This is a genomic window from Micromonospora trifolii (assembly GCF_050516465.1).
GTDB classification, from domain to species: Bacteria; Actinomycetota; Actinomycetes; order Mycobacteriales; family Micromonosporaceae; genus Micromonospora; species Micromonospora trifolii.
In genome coordinates, this window is the sequence record NZ_CP191526.1 from 29,446 (window position 1) to 45,924 (window position 16,479).

The window sequence follows — 16,479 nt, forward strand, 5'->3', positions numbered from 1 at the left end:
GGCACGCCAACGTGGATGAGGTTACACTCATTTTTGGTTGTTCCATCGTTGGTTGTGTCAGGAGTGATCGTGGACGGCTTTGTCGGGCGGGACCGTGAACTCCACCTCCTGGACGGCATGCTTTCTCGGGTGCAACGGGGTGGCCGTGCTGGTCGGCCTGGGCGGGCCCTTCTCATGCGCGGTCGCCGGCGGGTAGGCAAGTCCCGACTGGTCGAGGAATTCGTGGAGCGGGCCGAGGTGCCGTACCTCTTCTTCACCGCCTCCGCGCAGCCGACCGTCGCAGCCGAGCTCGCCCTCTTCGTGGAGGCGGCGGCCGCCTCGACACTGCCGGGTGCGCAGATCCTTCGGGGACAGCAACCACAGACCTGGGACGCCGCGCTGACCCTGCTCGCCGCCGCGCTGCCGTCCGACCGGCCGAGCGTCGTCGTCCTGGACGAGATGCCGTACCTCATCGCGGGCGACCCGGGCTTCGAGGGAACGCTGCAGAAGGTCTTCGATCGCGAGTTGTCCCGGCGCCCGGTCCTCCTGGTCTGCGTCGGATCGGACCTGGCCATGATGGAAGCCCTCAACGATTACGGCCGGCCGTTCCACCAGCGGGCCACGGAGATGGTCATTCCGCCGCTGAGCCCGGCCGACGTCAGCGACATGCTCGGCCTGTCCGCCGCCGACGCGTTCGACGCCTACCTGGTGTCCGGCGGTTTGCCGCTGATCCTCGACGAGTGGCCGACCGGTGCATCCGTCCATGAGTATCTGACCGATGCGGTACGGGATCCGACCTCTGCCCTGCTGGTCAGCGGCGAGCGGGCACTGGCGGCGGAGTTCCCGCCCCAGTCCCAGGCGGGTCTGGTGCTGCGGGCCATCGGCTCCGGTGAGCGGACCTTCTCGCTGATCTCCCGCGCGGCAGGGGATCTTCCGCAGGCGTCCCTCAACCGCGCCCTGCGCCTGCTGACCCAGAAGCGGGCCGTGGAGGTCACCGTCCCGCTGTCGACCAAGCCGTCGCGGGAGACCCGGTACGTGGTGACTGATCCGTACCTGCGTTTCTGGTTGTCGTTCCTGGGGCCACACCTCTCCGAGATCGAGCGGGGGCGGGGCGACCTGACCATGGACCGGATCGACCGGTCGTGGACGTCCTGGCGGGGGCGGGCCATCGAACCTGTCGTCCGGGAGGCGCTGCGCCGGCTGCCCAGTGACCACCTACCGGCGGAGGCGGCGATGATTGGCGGCTACTGGACCCGGACCAACGACCCGGAGATCGACATAGTCGGCGCCGACCGTGCGCCCGTCGCTCGGAGCATCAGCTTCGTCGGATCGGTCAAGTGGCAGGAGAGCCGACCCTTTGACGCGCATGACCTCGGCCGGCTGCTCCTGCACCGGTCTCTGCTTCCCGGCGCCGACGAATCGGTGCCGGTCGTTGCCGTGTCGCGCAGCGGCACTGCCGTCGACGGCATCCGGGTGCTGTCGGCGGAGGATCTGCTTACCGCGTACCGGAATTGAACTTTCGTCCGGTGTCCGCCGTACCCATGGCCGAGGATGTCGGTGCGGTAGGTCCGCCGTACCGCTGCCGAACTGCGGGAGGCCTGCCGTGCGCGTTGGTGAGCAGTCGACGGATCCCATCGATCAGGTACTGGGTGAGGTGCCAATGCCGGCACCTCTGACCCCAGAGGATGTCCGGCTCGCGGTCCGGGCGGTGGTCGTGCACACCGCCGAGGAGTGGCCCACGGGGCCGCTGTGCCGCAACGACGGTGCCTCCTACCCGTGCCGGCTGCACCGTTGGGGGCGACGGGTGTTGGAGACACACGGACTCAACGAGCGGCAGATCGAGGCGTTGATCCGGCACGGCAATCCGTTCGTGCACGTGCCCTTCCCGTTCACGGCGACCGGGCCGTCGCGGCAACAGGCCGCGCGGGTCGTCCCCCAGGGCGTACGGCCCACCGCTGCTGGCCGGCCGGTGACTCCCCCCGTCACCGCGCCGCGCTGGCCCCGGGCGAGCTGAGCGCTACCCCCTCCGCCCACCCGACCCGGGGCGACACGACGTCGGCCCGGCGCGAAGATTCCCCCTCCGCGTCGGGCCGACGTCGCTCTGAGCGGGTGGGCTCAGTTGCCGACCCCGCAGTCCGGGGCGGACCAGCTCGTCGTGTTCGAGCTGCGGTCGCTGTTGTTCTCCCGACGCGAGTCGACGTGCACGTGGTCGTCGTGGTCGGGGTAGCCCGGCCCGTAGATCCCACTGAAGCCGTTGTTGCGGGCGCCGCGGGCGACCTGGCACAGCGAGGACGTCCGTGAGGTCACGTCGGCCGCGTTGCCGTACAGGTGTTGGCTGTCGGACGCGCCGCCGACCTGGTTGTTGCAGGCGCGACTGCGGAAACCGCTGGACACGTTGAGCGGCTTGTCGCCGAGGCTCTTGCGCAGCGCCTCCAGCTTCCACATGGTGCGCAGCGCGTTCTGCTTGGTCTGGTTGGCCGACAGCGGGCCGCCGCTCCACCCGCTCCCGCCGCACCCGTTGTCCAGCTCGCCGTAGGTGAAGTGCGCGGGCGTGCAGTCGTTGTCCTGGAGTTGGTACAGCTTGGCGAAGGTCTGTGGTCCGGCGATGCCGTCGGCGCGCAGCCCGTACGCCTGCTGGAACCGCTTGACCGCGGCGGCGGTCTTCGGCCCGTAGCGGCCGTCGTTCTCCACGATGTCCCGGTAGCCGGCCCACCCGGCGACCCGGATCTGCAACTGGCGGACGTCATCGCCGGAGCGCCCCTGGGTCAGGGTGCGGTTCCAGGTGTAACAGCCGTCCGCGTGCGCCGCCGGTGCGGCGACCACCGTGGCGATTGCGGCCCCGGGCAGTGCCAGGGCGAATGCGACGGCGACCCGCTTCAAGGTGTTTACGCGCACAGAAGTCCTCCCGATAGGAGAGCGAATGGGGTGGCACCAGGACATCGACCGAGAAGTCCCGTGATTTCCACCCTCGCACTGATCAGTGCCGTTGGAGGTGGTTAACGAGAATCGTGCTCACAATCCGCTGTCCCTGGGTATTGGCTGGGAATTCGGCTGATTTGCGAAACAGCCATTTCCGGCCGATCACCCCTCCTGTCGCCAAGCACACCGAACGTCGCAATCTGCCACACCGAGGGTGATGTTCCCGGGGCGATGGCGGCCGGTAACGTCAGCCCCGGGCCGGCTGACTGGCGGAGGTGCGCGTGGCACGCGGTGGCGTCTTCTGTGTCGAGGGTCAGTGGCACCGTGACCTCAACGAGCGGGGCTCGGTGCTGCCCACCCTGGAGCTGCTGGAGCGGCTGGGCAAGATCCGCTTCATTCACAAGGACGCGGCCACCCGCGACGAGTTGTTCTACTTCCTGGATCGTTGGCTGCTCAAGCAGTACGCCGACCACCGGGTCGGCTTCTTCGCCATGCACGGCGAGCCGAGCCGGCTCTGCCTCACCGACTGGCAGTCCGTGGAGTTGAACGAGGTGGCCGAGCTGATGGCCGGCCGCGCGGAGGGGCGACGACTCTATTTCGGCAGCTGCTCGGTGCTGCGGGCCTCGGACGCGGTGCTGCGCGAGTTCCTGGAGGTCACCGGAGCCGCTCTGATCTGCGGTTTCACCCGGGAGGTCGACTGGGTCGAATCGGCGGCCTTCGAAACCGTGCTCCTTGACGTGCTCGCCAACGGCCAGCGACACAATGCCGCCGAGCTGCGGATGGGCTCCGCCCACTGGGCGCCGCTCGCGTCGTACCTCGGTTTTCGGGTGATCTACGCCAACGGTCGGGCCTGGCGTCCGTCCGGCCGTCCCCGGGTGCCCACCCAGGCGGTGCACCGCGCCGCGGCCCGCCCCCGCTGACCCCGCTGCCCCGCCGACCCCGCTGCGCCCGCGCCCTGGTAGGAACGGGGAATGGCACGCAGCATCGCAAGGAACACCCGGGTCGACCGCGACGGCCTGCTCGACTTCCTCCGGCCGCGACACCGCGTCGTGCTGATGACCACCCGGGCCGACGGGCGCCCGCAGTCCTCCCCGGTCTCCGCCGGGGTCGACGGGCAGGGACGGCTGGTCATCTCCACCTACCCCGAGCGGGCCAAGGTGACCAACCTCCGCCGCGACCCCCGGGTCTCGGCCTGCGTGCTCAGCGACGACTGGAACGGCCCCTGGGTGCAGATCGACGGCACCGCCGAGGTGCTCGACCTGCCCGAGGCGCTGGAGCCGCTGGTCGAGTACTTCCGCAGCATCTCCGGTGAGCACCCGGACTGGGACGACTACCGGGCGGCGATGATGCGCCAGGGCAAGTCGCTGATCCGGGTCACCATCGACGCCTGGGGTCCGATCGCCACCGGTGGCTTCCCAGCCCGCCTCGCCGACTGACCGTTCGTCCGCTCCGGAGGGCCGGTCAGTCGACCAGGGCGGCGTAGACGAGCTGGCGCAGCTGGGAGCGGAGTGGGTAGGTGCTCGACGGCATCAGCTGCGTGAACAGCAACGCGGTGATCTCCTCGGCCGGGTCGACCCAGAACGCGGTGCTGGCCACCCCGCCCCAGTAGTACTCGCCGACGCTGCTCGGCACCCGGCTGGGGATCGGGTCGTCGACCACCGCGAAGCCGAGGCCGAAGCCGATCCCGTCCAGGGTGGTCTCGGCGAAGCCGCCGGTGGAAAGGGTGCCCAGGTCCTGGCCGCCGGGCAGGTGGTTGCGGGTCATGAACCGCACCGTGCGCGGCCCGAGTAGCCGGACGCCGTCCAGCTCGCCGCCGCGCAGCAGCAACTGCGTGAACCGGTGGTAGTCGGCGGCGCTGGAGATCAGGCCGCCACCGCCGGAGAGCAGCGCCGGCTTGCTGAACGCGAGCGACCCCAGGCTGTCGTAGCGGACGGCCCGGCCGCTCCGCGGTTCCGGTACGTAGAGCGCGGCCAGCCGGTCGGCCTCGTCGCCCTCCACCCACCAGCGGGTGTCGGTCATGCCCAGGGGGCCGAAGATCCGGTCGGCGAAGAACGCGTCGAGGCTCTGCCCGGAGATCACCTCGACGAGTCGGCCGAGCACGTCGGTGGCGACGGAGTAGCCCCACGCGGAGCCGGGCTGAAACAGCAGCGGCAGCTCGCCGAAGGCCGCGCAGGCGCCGGCCAGGTCGACGTCCGCCGGTGGGTACAGGTCGTAGCCGGCGGCCCGGTAGAGCCCGTCGACCACCGAGGTCTGCATGAAGCCGTACGTCAGGCCCGCCGTGTGGGTGAGCAGGTGCCAGACCCGGATCGGCTCGACCGCCGGCACGGTGTACGGCTTGAGCGCCGACCCCTTGGAGTAGACCCGCAGGTCGGCGAACTCGGGCAGCCAGCGGCTGATCTCGTCGGTCAGCTCGAACCGGCCCTCCTCCCACAGCATCATCGCCGCGACCGAGGTGACCGGCTTGGTCATCGAGTAGATCCGCCAGAGGGTGTCGGCCTCGACCGGTGCGCCCGACTCCCGGTCGCGCAGCCCGTACGTCGAGGAGTGCGCCACCTCGCCGCGACGGGTGACCACCACCTGCCAGCCGGCCAGTCGGCCGTCGTCGACGTACCGGCCGAAGTGCTCGTCGATCCGCGCCAACCGCGCTCTGTCGAAACCGATCTGATCCGGGTCCTTGCTCCGAGCCACACTCACGCCGCCGAACGTACTCGCCAGTACACCGACACCGGAAGGGGGCCGGCACCCGGCCCGCCGGCCGTCGGCTGTCAGCGGCGCCCACTAGCCTGGCCGGATGCCGGAGTTGACCGAGGACGTGACCTTCCGCAACGAGGACTGGTACGGCGAGGAGCTGACCGACCGGCACTTCGTGGGTTGCGAGTTCTTCGGGGTGGACCTGACCGAGGCGGTGAGCAGGGGCACGGTCTTCACCGGGTGCACGTTCGGCAACGTGGCGTTCAACGCCTCCCGGCATGTCGACTCCGCCTTCACCCGTTGCGTGTTTCGGCGGTGCAACTTCTTCGAGGCCGAGTTCACCGGCTGCAAGCTGGTCGGCAGCACCTTCAGCGAGTGTGATCTGCGTCCGTTGACGGTGGACGGCGGCGACTGGTCCTTCGTCGCGCTGCCCGGTGCCGACCTGCGTGGTGTTCGGCTGACCGGGGTGCGCATGCGCGAGGTGGACCTCACCAGGGCCAATCTCACCGGTGCTACGGTCACTGGTGTCGATCTTTCCGGGGCGCAGCTGACCAACGTCCGGCTCGGCGGCGCCGACCTGCGGGGCAGCGACCTCACCGCGCTGGACCCGACGGTCGTCGAACGGGCCGGTGCCGTGATCGACGTCGAGCAGGCCGTGGTCGTCGCGCAGCTGCTCGGCTTCCGGATCGGCTGACCGGAAAGGCGCTCGTGGTCTGCCGAAGTGTCCATCCGGCGGGCCGGGTTGTCCGACAGCGTCCCATTGTGGGCTGGACACGTCCGGCAGTCCGGATCTAGCGTGTCGTCCACGCCCGGATAAACGTGAAACTGCCCACAGTGGATGGTGTGGTCCTCGGCGGTCCAAAACGGCCGGGCGGCGGAGTTGGAGGGGTCGGTGGCGGACGAAGACCGCACGCGGGCTGGTTCGAGGGCTGGCGACGCGCCGCCGAGGCACCGTCCGCGTGCCATTACCGCCGGGGTGACCCGCAGTGTCTTGCGCCGCGTCCGACAGCGGCGACGCTGGGCGGTGGAGGGAACCGCCGTACTCGTCTGCCTGGTGGTGCTGATCTCGTACCTCGCCACCCGGTCCGGTCCCGCGCCGGACGACGACCAGGCGGGTCCGGGCGGCGTGCCCGCCGGGGCCGCCCGTTCCCCCGGTCTCCCGGCCGCCGACGGGCGCACCGGCGAGGCGGGGCCGGCGACGCCCGGCCTGCGTCCGCGCCAGCGCCCACCCTCGCCGGACCCGACGCCGTCGGCCAGCGCGCCCGCCCCGCCGCCGGCGAAGCCCGGTGCCCCGGCGCTGACGGTGAGCCGGGGCGAGATGCCCGCCATCGTCGACCTCACCGCCGTGGGCGCCCGGGACTGGGTGCACTGGGGAGAGCGCGGCGGCAGGTCGACGAACCGCAAGCGCTCCGGCTCCGGCGAGATCATCGACGGGGGTGGCGCCGGCCGGCGGGTCGGCTGGGACGGCAACCAGGAGTACGTGCGCTGGTCCGACGGCACGCCGGAGCGGTCGACGAACGGCAGCTCCAACGGTGTCTACGCCTGCGGTGCCGGGAACGGGTTCAGCCTCGCCGTCGCCGGCAGCGGCGAGCCGCGCACCGTCCAGCTCTACGCCGGCATCTGGATGGCTCGGGGGCGCCTGGAAGCGCGGCTGTCCACCGGTGGGCCCGCCAGCACCGCTCGACTGGAAGACCCCTACACCAGTCAGAGCGCCCAGTTCACCATCCGTTTCACAGTGCCGAAGGGCGCCCGACTGCTGCTGAACTGGACCGTCGAGAAGGTCTTCACGCAGCACTGCGGCAACGTCGGCCTCCAGGCCGTGACGGTGCGTTGACTGACTGACTGATCGCTGCGCGTTGGGACAGCGGGACAGTTTGTCCGTCGCGGACTGTCGAATGCGTCGTAACTTTCTGCTGTCCCCAACCGACCATCCAGTGTGGAGGCAGCGGAGATGAGTAGCAGCACCGCCCACCGCGTCCGTCGTGCCGCTTCGTCCGGCATCGGTGAAGCGTCCGGGGAGGTTCTTCGCGACATCCCCCTGCCGCCGTACGTGACGGGCGAGGACACCCAGTTCGCCGTACGGGCGGTGGTGGTGCATGCCCCCCGACAGTGGTCCGGTGGTGTGGTCTGCCGCAACGATGCCAGCCCGCACCCGTGCCGCCTGCACCGCTGGGGCACCCGGGTGCTGGCGCTACGCGGGCTGCGGGCCGCTGAGATCGCTGCGCTCATCGAGCGTGGTGACCCGACGGCGGTGGTCCCCCCACCGGACCGTCCGGCCTGAGCGCTCGCCGGGCCGGGAGGCGCGTTCGCGCCTCCCGGCCGCCGCTCAGCAGGTGATCGGTTTGACCCAGGAGCACTCGACGCCCTCCGGGGTGCGCGGCGTCTCCGGCGCCGCCGGCGGGGCCACCCGTGCCGTCGACGCACCACCCTCGCGGAAGCCGGCCAGCGCCACGGCGATCTGGTCCTCCAGCGACTTCACCGACGCCGTCAGGTAGTTGTTCAGCAGGATGGAGAACGCCAGCAGTCGACCATCGGCGCTGGTGACGTAGCCGGAGAGCCCGGAGACACCGGTCAGGCTGCCGGTCTTGGCGTGCACGTTGCCCGCGGCCGGTGTGCCGGCCATCCGGCTGCGCAGGGTGCCGCCGACGAATCGCTCGGGCTGGCCGGCGATCGGCAGCGCCGCGTACCAGGTCGCGAACCACGGTTCGGCGCGGACGGCGCTCAGCAGGTCGACGAACTCCGCCGCCGGGATCAGATTGCGCCGGGACAAGCCTGAGCCGTCACGCTGGCGCAGTCTCCCGGTGTCCATTCCGGTGTCGGCGACGTACTCGCTGATCGCGGTGATACCGGCCGTCCAGGTGCCCGAGCCGGAGAGCACACGGCCGATCTCCTTGGTCAACACCTCGGCGTGCCCGTTGTTGGACAGCTTCAAAAATGGCGTCATCAGCTTGCCCAGGCTCATCGAGTCGTGGCGCGCCACCGGGTGCGCTCTCTCCGGGGTCGGCTGGCCGAGCACGGTCTGGCCGAGCACCCGGACGCCGTGTCGGTGCAGCGCCGACCGGAACACGTCGGCCGCGTAGCCGGTGGGTTCCCAGACGGTGACCCAGTCGCTGGCGGGCTCGTCGCCGACGGCGATCTGACCGGTCACCACGACGGTGTTGCCGCCGTGCTCGCGCTCGATCGAGATCGAGGTCTCGCCGTCGCTGACCGTCTGGGCGCGGTTGTCGACGCGGACGTACCCGGTGGCGGGGGTGGTGGTGACCACCGGCGGGGCGCCGGCCCGGTCGGCCGGTGCGGCGTGCACGATCACGGTGCCCGCGTCGTAGTCGGTGTCCGGGGCGACGGTCAGCGCGGAAACCTGGGCGGCGTAGTAGTAGGGCTCGTCGTCCCAGGTCCAGTCGGGGCCGAGTCGGGTGCGGTCGTAGCGGGTGTCGTCGGCGACCAGGTTTCCGGTGACCACCCGCACGCCGTCGGCGGCGACCTGCGCGGCGAGCGCGTCGTAGTCGGCGGCGAGCATTGTCGGATCGCCCCCGCCGCGCAGGTAGAGGTTGCCGGAGAGCAGGCCCCCACGGCGTTTGCCGCTGGCCCGTACGTCGGTGCTGAAGCGGTGCCCCGGGCCGAGCAGCTCGAGGGCGGCCGTCGAGGTCAGCAGCTTGGTGTTGGACGCCGGGACCAGCCGGCGGTCGCCGTTGCGGTCGTAGAGCGTCTGTCCCGTGCTGGTGTCGACCACGACCACCGACGCCTGCGCGCCGGCCAGCCGGGTGTCGGCGAGGATCGTGTCGATCGTGGCGCGCAGCTGGGTCGTCGCGGCGGTGGGCGACTCGGCCGTGGCACCGGGCGCGCCGGCGGTGGCGGCGGTGGCGACCAGCGCGAGCAGGGCGAGGGCCCGGGGAAAGTGACGGCGATGCATCCGCTGATGCTGTCACGGAGATATTCGCCGGAGAAAGCCCTCAGGCGGAAGATATTGCCGTCTGGGCTATTTCGGCCCGCCGACCGTCTTCTCGTGGCCACCCCAGTAATGCCGCTGCGCCCCCATGACCATTGGTGCGACCAGCGCGGCGAGCGCCCCGCCGAGCAGCGGGAAGACGATGAACACCCAGAGCTGCCGCAGCGCCACGCCGCCCTCGAAGACCGCCGGGCCGAACGCGCGGGCCGGATTGACCGCCGCGCCGGTCAGCGTCACGCCCACCAGTTGGGTCACGGCCAGGGCCAACCCGATGGCCAGCCCGGCGGTGCCCGGATTCTCGCTCCGACTGGTCACCACCAACACGACCAGCACGAAGAGGAAGGTCAGCACGACTTCCAGCACTGCCGCGCCGCCCCGGTTGATGTGCGCGCCGTAACCGTTCGTGCCCAGGGCCCCGGTCTGGTCCGCGACGTCACCCCATCGGGTGAGCGCCCAGAGCACGAAGCCCGCGACGGTCGCGCCGACGAACTGCGCGATCCAGTACGCCACCGCCCCGAGCGCCGAGATCTTGCCGGAGAGCAGCACACCGAGCGTGACCGCTGGGTTGACGTGGCTGCCGGAGAGTGGGCCGATCGTGTAGACGAGGGCCACCATCACGAACCCGAAGGCCAGCGCCACCACCACCACGCCGCCCTGGACCCGTGCGGCGATCGCGCTGCCCACCCCGAAGAACACCAGCAGCAGGGTGCCGAGGAACTCGGCCGCGTACCGACGGAAGTCGCTCATTCACTCAGCGTAAGTGCAGGTCAGATGGTCGAAGCCGGATTGGCCGTCTGTGATCGGCGCGACGGTCGAGGGCGGGCACAGCGGTGACGTCCGGTGCGTTGTAGCCCACGTGGACACCCACTCCGCGGACGTCGTGGTGATCGGCGCCGGGCAGGCCGGCCTGAGCGCCGGCTATCACCTGCACCGCACCGGCTTCGCGCCCGGCAGCGGCTTCGTCATCCTCGACGCCGACAACGGGCCCGGCGGCGCCTGGCAGCACCGCTGGCCGACGCTGGTCTTCGACCGGGTGCACGGCTTCCACGACCTGCCTGGGCTGCCGCTCCCGACCACCGAGCCACATCGCCCGGCCTCCGAGCAGGTCAGCGCCTACTTCGCCGCGTACGAGAGGGCCTTCGACCTGCCGGTGCGGCGGCCGGTGCGGGTCCGGGCGGTGCGCTCCCGCCCGGACGGACGGCTGGATGTGCACACCGACCGGGGCACCTGGACCACCCGGGCCCTGATCAACGCCACCGGCACCTGGACGCGACCGTTCTGGCCGCACTACCCGGGCCGGTCGACCTTCCGGGGGCGGCAACTGCACACCGCCGACTATCGGGGGCCGGCCGAGTTCACCGGCCTGCGTGTGGTGGTGGTCGGAGGCGGCACCTCGGCCGTGCAACTGCTCGGCGAGGTCTCCACCGTCGCAGCGGCCACCACCTGGGTGACCCGCCGGCCGCCGACCTTCAACGACGAGGAGTTCGGCCCGGAACTGGGTCGCGCCGCGGTGGCCCGGGTGGACCAGGCGGTCCGTGCCGGCCGACCGCCGGGAAGCGTGGTGGGCGTGACCGGGCTTCCGGTCACCCCGGAGGTACGCCGACTGCGCGAGCGCGGCGTCCTCGACCGGCTACCCATGTTCGACCGGATCACACCCGACGGGGTGGCATGGGCGGACGGGCGGTTCGTGCCGGCGGACGTGATCCTCTGGTGCACCGGCTTCCGGGCGGCCATCGACCATCTCGCCCCGCTGGGGCTGCGCGCGCCGGGCGGCGGTATCACGATGGACGGCACCCGGGTGGCCGCCGACGCACGGGTTCACCTGGTCGGGTACGGCCCCTCGGCCAGCACGATCGGGGCCAACCGGGCCGGCCGCACGGCGGTCAACGAGATTCGCGCCTGGCTGACGCCGGCCGCCGCTCTCCACTGACCTGGCTCTATTTGACGGATGGTCCGGCAGCGGGCACGGTGGGAGTGACGGGGCCGTCAGCTGCCCCGATTCGATGCGACGGCGATGACCCTTCGCCCCTCTGTCGCCTCCCACGTGTGCTCGTACGCGGGCCGACTGTCCGGTCCGCGCGGTATCCGACCGCGAGCCGAGAATCCACGAGGAGTTCCATCAATGCTCACCATGACCGATAACGCCGTGCTCGTCATCCGGGACCTCGCCAACCAACAGGACGTCGCCCAGGACGGCGGTGTGCGTATCGCCGCCGACACCGAGGCCGGCTCGCTCACCGTCGAGCTGGTGCCCGAACCGGTACAGGGCGATCGGGTGGTCGACAACCAGGGCGCCCGGATCTTCCTGGACGAGGACGCCGCCGAGTTGCTCGGCGACGCGTCGGTGGACGCCACCGTCGACGACGAGGGCATCATCCAGTTCGGCTTCACCGAGAAGCAGTAGAGCCGGCCTCACCGCAGCGATCGTCCCCGCTGCGGTGGACCCTGCCCGGGGTGCCACCGCGGCGCGCCGTCGCCGGCCGGGTGCAACAGCGTGCCGAGCACGTGGGCCAGGTGGTGCGAGGTGCTCCACGCCGCCCAGTTGGCGATCGAGCCGGCCCCGGCGCCCCGGCGGGCCCGGCGCAGCAGCTCGTGGTCACCCCAGGAGAAGGCCGCCCCGCTGGTCGGCCAGTGTGGCGCCGACACCAGCGTGCGACACAGGTCGGCGAACCGGTCGTCGCCCCGGCCGCCGCGTCGCGCCCAGCGGTAGACCCACCAGCTGCCGTCGTCGGTGTATCGCACGGTCGGCAACCGGTCGCCGTCACCGGTGCCCGGCCCAGCCGGGTGGACGCCGTAGTCGCCGTAGTCGACCCCGGCGTCGGCAAGTCGTCGCCACAGTCGCCAGTCCCAACGGTCCAGCTGGACCGGCTCGTCGGTGGGCAACCGGGACAGCGTCGGCGGCATACCGCCCGCCGCCACCGTCACCGACCGCCAGGCGTGTCGGCGCGCCCAGTCCAGCAGGTGGCGTACCCGCGGCTCGGCGGTCCGCACGTCCGCCGGGCAGCAGACGTCCCCCGCGTCCACCAGCAGGTCGCACTCCTCCGGGGCGAGATCGGTGAACCGCCAGATCCGTTCCACGGCGGTGGTGCTCGCGTCCGGCCCGGCCCGGTCCCGACCGGCCCGCAGCCGGATGAGCGCGCGCCGGCCGTACGCCCGCGCCGCCGCGCCGTGCGCGACCAGCCGGTGGTCGCTCTCGGAGAGCCCGATCACCGGCACCACCGGTACGCCCCAACGGGTCAGCTCCGCCTCGGGGATGTCGGGCAGCGCGCTGACGTCGATGGCGGGCAGCAGCCCGGATGGCAACCCGCGAATGGCGTCCATCGTGGACCGACCGATCGCGTCAATCTCCAGGATCGGGGCGACCAGTGCGGCGTACGCGGGATCGAGGTGGCTCAGGGCCTCAAGCTCGCCCCGTCGGTTGGCGAGGATGGGGCGGTAGATCGGTGCCGCCGCCCGGCCCCCGTGAGCGGGCACCATAATTCAATCTAGCCAGGCATACGCACATGCCCCAGGGATGGCAGCCGGAATTCGGCTGCTCGACTGTCGGTTCGGCGACTACCATCCACCGGTGCCCACGCCAATTCACCGTTACCAATCCGACGAAGAGGACAGCGCGCGGTGGAGCGGTTTCCCGTTCCGCGACGGCGACATCGTGATCAGCACCCGGTCCAAGAGCGGCACCACCTGGATGCAGATGATCTGTGCGCTCCTGGTGCTTCGCACCCCGGAGTTGCCGGCGCCGCTGACCGTGCTGTCGCCGTGGCTGGACTGGTTGGCCGAGCCGCAGGCCACGGTGTACGACCGGCTGGCCGCCCAGCCACACCGGCGGTTCATCAAGACACACACCCCGCTGGACGGGGTGCCGCTCGACCCTCGGGTTCACTACGTGGTGGTGGCCCGGCACCCGTTGGACATGGCGGTCTCCCTCTACCACCAGAGCGCCAACCTGGACCGGGCGCGCATCGCCGAGCTGACCGGCCAACCCGCCCCGGTCGGGCCGACCCGGGAGCGGCCTGCGCTGCGGGAGTGGTTGCTGAGCTGGGTCGACCGGGAGGTGGACCCCCGCGCCGAGCTGGATTCGCTGCCCGGGGTGCTGATGCACCTGAGTGACGCGTGGGCCCGCCGGCACGAGCCGAACGTCGAGCTGGTGCACTACGACGACCTGCTGGCCGATCTTGGCGGTGAGATGCGCCGGCTCGCCGACCGGTGGAAACTCCCGAGCCCGGGGCCGGAGTTGGTGGAGGCCGCCACCTTCGGTCGCATGCGGGAGCGCGCCGACCGGCTCGCACCGGACACGCTCGGCGTGCTGCGTGACCGGCAGGCGTTCTTCCGCCGGGGTGGCTCAGGTCAGGGCCGCGACCTCCTGGACGACGCCGGTCTAGCCCGATACCAGGAGAGGGCCGCGAAGCTGGCCCCGCCCGACCTGCTCACCTGGCTGCACCGCTAGGCCCCAGGCACACATAGAGCGCGCGGCGCCGCTCGACCGTGGTCGGAACGTCGCCGCGCTCTGGCCGTCTCCCACCATCGCAGCCGTTCGGCGGTACGCCGGCGGGGACCTGGCTCGACCGGCCCTTCGTGCCGGTCCGCTTCTCGATCCCCGGTCCGCGCGGATCCAAACCCGCCCAGCGTGGGGAATTCCACCATTCGTGAGTCCCGGCGTGGCGCGCCGCCAGACGGGGTATGAGCGTGGACATGGAGCATTTCACTATCGCGACTGTCGCCGAGAAGAGCCCGGATTTCCGGCGGGTGCTGTGGACCGGTGAGCACACCCAGCTGGTCATCATGACCATCCCTGCCGATGGGGAGATCGGTGAGGAGGTGCACGAGGACATCGACCAGATCCTCACCTTCGTGAGCGGCGTCGGCGAGGCGCGGGTCGCTGGCGCGAAGCGGAAGGTCGTCGCGGGCGACCTGGTCGTGGTGCCGGCGGGCACCAAGCACAACTTCGTCAACACCGGTCCCAACCCGCTGGTGCTGTACACGGTCTACGGGCCGCCGGAGCACGCCGACAAGGCCGTGCACAAGACCAAGGAAGAAGCCGACGCGGCCGAGGCGGCGGGCGAGGACGAGCCACCGACCGAATGATCCGTCCGGCCTGATCTGGGCCGATGCGGGTACCCCCGGCGGGTGGAGCAGCAGCCGCAGATCTCCGACTACGGGTTCCTCTCGGACTCTCGTTCGGGTGCCCTGGTCGGCAAGGACGGCTCGATCGACTGGTGGTGCCCGCACCGGTTCGACGGGTCGTCCGTGTTCGCGCGGTTGCTCGACCCGGGAGCCGGCCACTTCCGGCTGTCCCCGGTCGGGGTCGGCGGCCCGGGTCACCGGGTGGAGCGCGCGTACCTGCCGGACACGTTGGTGCTGCGGACGGTGCACCACACCCCGCACGGCAGCGTGGCGGTCACCGACGCGCTGGCCGCCGAGGTCGGCGCCCGCGCCCACGAACTGGGCAAGAACTCACCCGCCGTGCTGATCCGGGTGGTCAAGGGGCTCTCCGGGCGGGTGCGGATGGCGTTGGACTTCGCGCCCCGCCCGGAGTACGGCCTGCTCACGCCGTATCTGCACGAGCAGCCGGACGGCGGGGTGCTGGCCGGCGCCGGCCCGGTCGTGCTGATGTTGCGCGCCGGGGGCCTGCACCTGCGGGCGGGCACCGACCGGGTGACCCACGAGTTCGAGGTCTCGGCCGGTCAGGTGATCGGGATGGACCTCGCGTTCGGCGAGGCGTACGGCAACCCGCCGGCCCGGGTGGACCCGCTGACCACCCTCGCCGAGACGACAGAGGCGTGGCGGGCGTTCCGGGAGACGCACGGGTACTCCGGCCGCTACCCCGAACTCGTCAAACACAGCTCGACGGTCCTGACCGGCCTCACGTACGCCCGCAGTGGCGCGGTCGCCGCCGCGCTGACCTCCTCGCTGCCGGAGCAGATCGGCGGCGACCGGAACTACGACTACCGCTACTCCTGGCTGCGGGACTTCTCGTTGACGATGCGGGCGCTCTGGGTGGCGGCTTGCCCCGACGAGACGTCCCGGCTGTTCGCCTGGGCGACCCGCTCGATCGGCCGGTTCGGCGATGAGCCCGTGCCGGTGCTCTTCGGGCTGGAGGGGGAGCGAGACCTCTCCGAGCACCACTGCAACCACCTGCGCGGCTACCGCGACAGTCGACCCGTGCGGGTCGGCAACGACGCCTGGCGGCAGCGGCAGCTCGACGTGCCGGGTGAGGTGATGTCGGCGGTGTGGCGGCTGCGCGACTACCTCGGCGCGCGGTTCGAGGACGAGCTGCGGGAGATGGTGCTCGGGCTGACCGAGCAGGTGGCCGCGACGTGGCACCTGCCGGACCGGGGCATCTGGGAGACCCGCGACGAGGAGCGCCACTACGTCTCGTCCAAGGTGTCCTGCTGGTTGACCATGGACCGGGCGGTGGGGCTCGCCGACCGGCTCGGTGATCGGGCCGACCCCCTTCGCTGGGCCCGGGTACGCGACGAGATCCGCGACACCGTGCTGCGCGAGGGGTGGAACGAGCGGATCGGGGCGTTCACCGGCGCGTTCGGATCGGCGGAGCTGGACGCCTCGGTGCTCGCCCTGCCGGTCACGCACTTCCTGCCGGCCACCGACCCGCGGATGCGCTCGACGATCGCGATGGTCGAGCGCGAGCTGGGCACCGAGGACGGCCTGCTGCGCCGCTGGACGACCGACCCGGCCGGATTCCTGCTGTGCTCGTTCTGGCTGGTGGAGTGCCTGGTGATGACGGGCGAGCCGCAGCGCGCCGAGGCGCTCTTCGAGCGGGTCGTCGGGTACTCCAACGACGTGGGGCTGTTCAGCGAGCAGATCGACCTCACCACCGGCGCGCAGCTCGGCAACACCCCGCAGGCGCTCTCGCACATCGGGCTGATCAACGCGGCGTGGCGGATCACCGAGCCGGAGAGCTACTGATCGGTCGGCGTCCCGTC

Annotated in this window: 17 protein-coding genes; 12 read left to right on the plus strand and 5 right to left on the minus strand. The window is 71.3% G+C overall.

The window, feature by feature from the left end; translation table 11 throughout:
• Positions 1–174: 174 nt before the first annotated feature.
• Positions 175–1,494 carry an ATP-binding protein gene (locus ACQRWP_RS00150; RefSeq protein WP_430500197.1) on the plus strand — a complete coding sequence of 440 codons (1,320 nt, stop codon included), beginning with the start codon at positions 175–177 and terminating at the stop codon, positions 1,492–1,494.
• A 145-nt stretch (positions 1,495–1,639) separates the two neighbouring features.
• Positions 1,640–1,993 carry a hypothetical protein gene (locus ACQRWP_RS00155; protein ID WP_225855057.1) on the plus strand — a complete coding sequence of 118 codons (354 nt, stop codon included), beginning with the start codon at positions 1,640–1,642 and terminating at the stop codon, positions 1,991–1,993.
• Positions 1,994–2,094: 101 nt separating this feature from the next.
• On the opposite strand, the gene ACQRWP_RS00160 is transcribed toward ACQRWP_RS00155, so the two are convergent.
• Positions 2,095–2,874 (minus strand): D-Ala-D-Ala carboxypeptidase family metallohydrolase, encoded by a 780-nt coding sequence (locus tag ACQRWP_RS00160; protein WP_430500198.1) that lies wholly within the window; start codon positions 2,872–2,874, stop codon positions 2,095–2,097.
• Between the two features lie 305 nt (positions 2,875–3,179).
• On the opposite strand from ACQRWP_RS00160, the gene ACQRWP_RS00165 reads away from it, so the two are divergent.
• Positions 3,180–3,818, plus strand: coding sequence for a DUF6642 family protein (locus ACQRWP_RS00165; RefSeq protein ID WP_091393643.1), 639 nt, complete (start codon positions 3,180–3,182; stop codon positions 3,816–3,818).
• A gap of 51 nt (positions 3,819–3,869) precedes the next feature.
• Entirely contained in the window at positions 3,870–4,334 is a 465-nt protein-coding gene (locus ACQRWP_RS00170; RefSeq protein WP_430500200.1) for a PPOX class F420-dependent oxidoreductase, read from the plus strand.
• Between the two features lie 25 nt (positions 4,335–4,359).
• On the opposite strand, the gene ACQRWP_RS00175 is transcribed toward ACQRWP_RS00170, so the two are convergent.
• Positions 4,360–5,592, minus strand: a complete 1,233-nt coding sequence (locus ACQRWP_RS00175) for a serine hydrolase domain-containing protein (protein ID WP_430500201.1) — start codon at positions 5,590–5,592, stop codon at positions 4,360–4,362.
• Positions 5,593–5,689: 97 nt separating this feature from the next.
• Here ACQRWP_RS00175 and ACQRWP_RS00180 point away from each other — a divergent pair, with 97 nt between their 5' ends.
• The 3 genes from ACQRWP_RS00180 (at position 5,690) to ACQRWP_RS00190 (ending at position 7,870) form a co-directional block, all read left to right on the plus strand.
• Positions 5,690–6,283, plus strand: a complete 594-nt coding sequence (locus ACQRWP_RS00180; RefSeq protein ID WP_430500203.1) for a pentapeptide repeat-containing protein — start codon at positions 5,690–5,692, stop codon at positions 6,281–6,283.
• Positions 6,284–6,565: 282 nt separating this feature from the next.
• Positions 6,566–7,423, plus strand: a complete 858-nt coding sequence (locus ACQRWP_RS00185; RefSeq protein WP_430500204.1) for a hypothetical protein — start codon at positions 6,566–6,568, stop codon at positions 7,421–7,423.
• A 117-nt stretch (positions 7,424–7,540) separates the two neighbouring features.
• Positions 7,541–7,870 (plus strand): hypothetical protein, encoded by a 330-nt coding sequence (locus tag ACQRWP_RS00190; protein ID WP_430500205.1) that lies wholly within the window; start codon positions 7,541–7,543, stop codon positions 7,868–7,870.
• Between the two features lie 45 nt (positions 7,871–7,915).
• On the opposite strand, the gene dacB is transcribed toward ACQRWP_RS00190, so the two are convergent.
• A complete protein-coding gene (dacB, locus tag ACQRWP_RS00195; protein WP_430500206.1) occupies positions 7,916–9,499 on the minus strand; it encodes a D-alanyl-D-alanine carboxypeptidase/D-alanyl-D-alanine endopeptidase in 1,584 nt (527 codons plus the stop codon).
• Positions 9,500–9,565: 66 nt separating this feature from the next.
• On the minus strand, positions 9,566–10,282 hold the full coding sequence (locus ACQRWP_RS00200) for an MIP/aquaporin family protein (RefSeq protein ID WP_430500208.1): 717 nt from the start codon (positions 10,280–10,282) through the stop codon (positions 9,566–9,568).
• Positions 10,283–10,391: 109 nt separating this feature from the next.
• Here ACQRWP_RS00200 and ACQRWP_RS00205 point away from each other — a divergent pair, with 109 nt between their 5' ends.
• Positions 10,392–11,465, plus strand: coding sequence for an NAD(P)-binding domain-containing protein (locus ACQRWP_RS00205; RefSeq protein ID WP_430500209.1), 1,074 nt, complete (start codon positions 10,392–10,394; stop codon positions 11,463–11,465).
• Between the two features lie 192 nt (positions 11,466–11,657).
• A complete protein-coding gene (locus ACQRWP_RS00210) occupies positions 11,658–11,939 on the plus strand; it encodes an adhesin (protein ID WP_091393621.1) in 282 nt (93 codons plus the stop codon).
• Positions 11,940–11,947: 8 nt separating this feature from the next.
• On the opposite strand, the gene ACQRWP_RS00215 is transcribed toward ACQRWP_RS00210, so the two are convergent.
• Complete coding sequence (locus ACQRWP_RS00215; RefSeq protein WP_430500211.1) at positions 11,948–13,012, minus strand: beta family protein; 1,065 nt, start codon at positions 13,010–13,012, stop codon at positions 11,948–11,950.
• Between the two features lie 91 nt (positions 13,013–13,103).
• On the opposite strand from ACQRWP_RS00215, the gene ACQRWP_RS00220 reads away from it, so the two are divergent.
• The 3 genes from ACQRWP_RS00220 to ACQRWP_RS00230 all read left to right on the plus strand — a co-directional run bounded on the left by ACQRWP_RS00220 (position 13,104) and on the right by ACQRWP_RS00230 (position 16,462).
• Positions 13,104–13,982, plus strand: a complete 879-nt coding sequence (locus tag ACQRWP_RS00220; protein WP_430500212.1) for a sulfotransferase domain-containing protein — start codon at positions 13,104–13,106, stop codon at positions 13,980–13,982.
• 245 nt (positions 13,983–14,227) lie between these two features.
• Positions 14,228–14,620: a cupin domain-containing protein gene (locus tag ACQRWP_RS00225; protein ID WP_091397116.1), complete on the plus strand. Its 393-nt coding sequence runs from the start codon at positions 14,228–14,230 to the stop codon at positions 14,618–14,620.
• 42 nt (positions 14,621–14,662) lie between these two features.
• Positions 14,663–16,462 carry a glycoside hydrolase family 15 protein gene (locus tag ACQRWP_RS00230; protein ID WP_430500213.1) on the plus strand — a complete coding sequence of 600 codons (1,800 nt, stop codon included), beginning with the start codon at positions 14,663–14,665 and terminating at the stop codon, positions 16,460–16,462.
• Positions 16,463–16,479: the final 17 nt, after the last annotated feature.

Coding starts and splice junctions, on each gene's coding strand:
- ACQRWP_RS00150 (WP_430500197.1), top strand. CDS start 175: ATGCGCGGTCGCCGGCGGGTAGGCAAGTCCCGACTGGTCGAGGAATTC.
- ACQRWP_RS00225 (WP_091397116.1), top strand. CDS start 14,228: ATGGAGCATTTCACTATCGCGACTGTCGCCGAGAAGAGCCCGGATTTC.
- ACQRWP_RS00200 (WP_430500208.1), bottom strand. CDS start 10,282: ATGAGCGACTTCCGTCGGTACGCGGCCGAGTTCCTCGGCACCCTGCTG.
- ACQRWP_RS00180 (WP_430500203.1), top strand. CDS start 5,690: ATGCCGGAGTTGACCGAGGACGTGACCTTCCGCAACGAGGACTGGTAC.
- ACQRWP_RS00210 (WP_091393621.1), top strand. CDS start 11,658: ATGCTCACCATGACCGATAACGCCGTGCTCGTCATCCGGGACCTCGCC.
- ACQRWP_RS00170 (WP_430500200.1), top strand. CDS start 3,870: ATGGCACGCAGCATCGCAAGGAACACCCGGGTCGACCGCGACGGCCTG.
- dacB (WP_430500206.1), bottom strand. CDS start 9,499: ATGCATCGCCGTCACTTTCCCCGGGCCCTCGCCCTGCTCGCGCTGGTC.
- ACQRWP_RS00155 (WP_225855057.1), top strand. CDS start 1,640: ATGCCGGCACCTCTGACCCCAGAGGATGTCCGGCTCGCGGTCCGGGCG.
- ACQRWP_RS00190 (WP_430500205.1), top strand. CDS start 7,541: ATGAGTAGCAGCACCGCCCACCGCGTCCGTCGTGCCGCTTCGTCCGGC.
- ACQRWP_RS00215 (WP_430500211.1), bottom strand. CDS start 13,012: ATGGTGCCCGCTCACGGGGGCCGGGCGGCGGCACCGATCTACCGCCCC.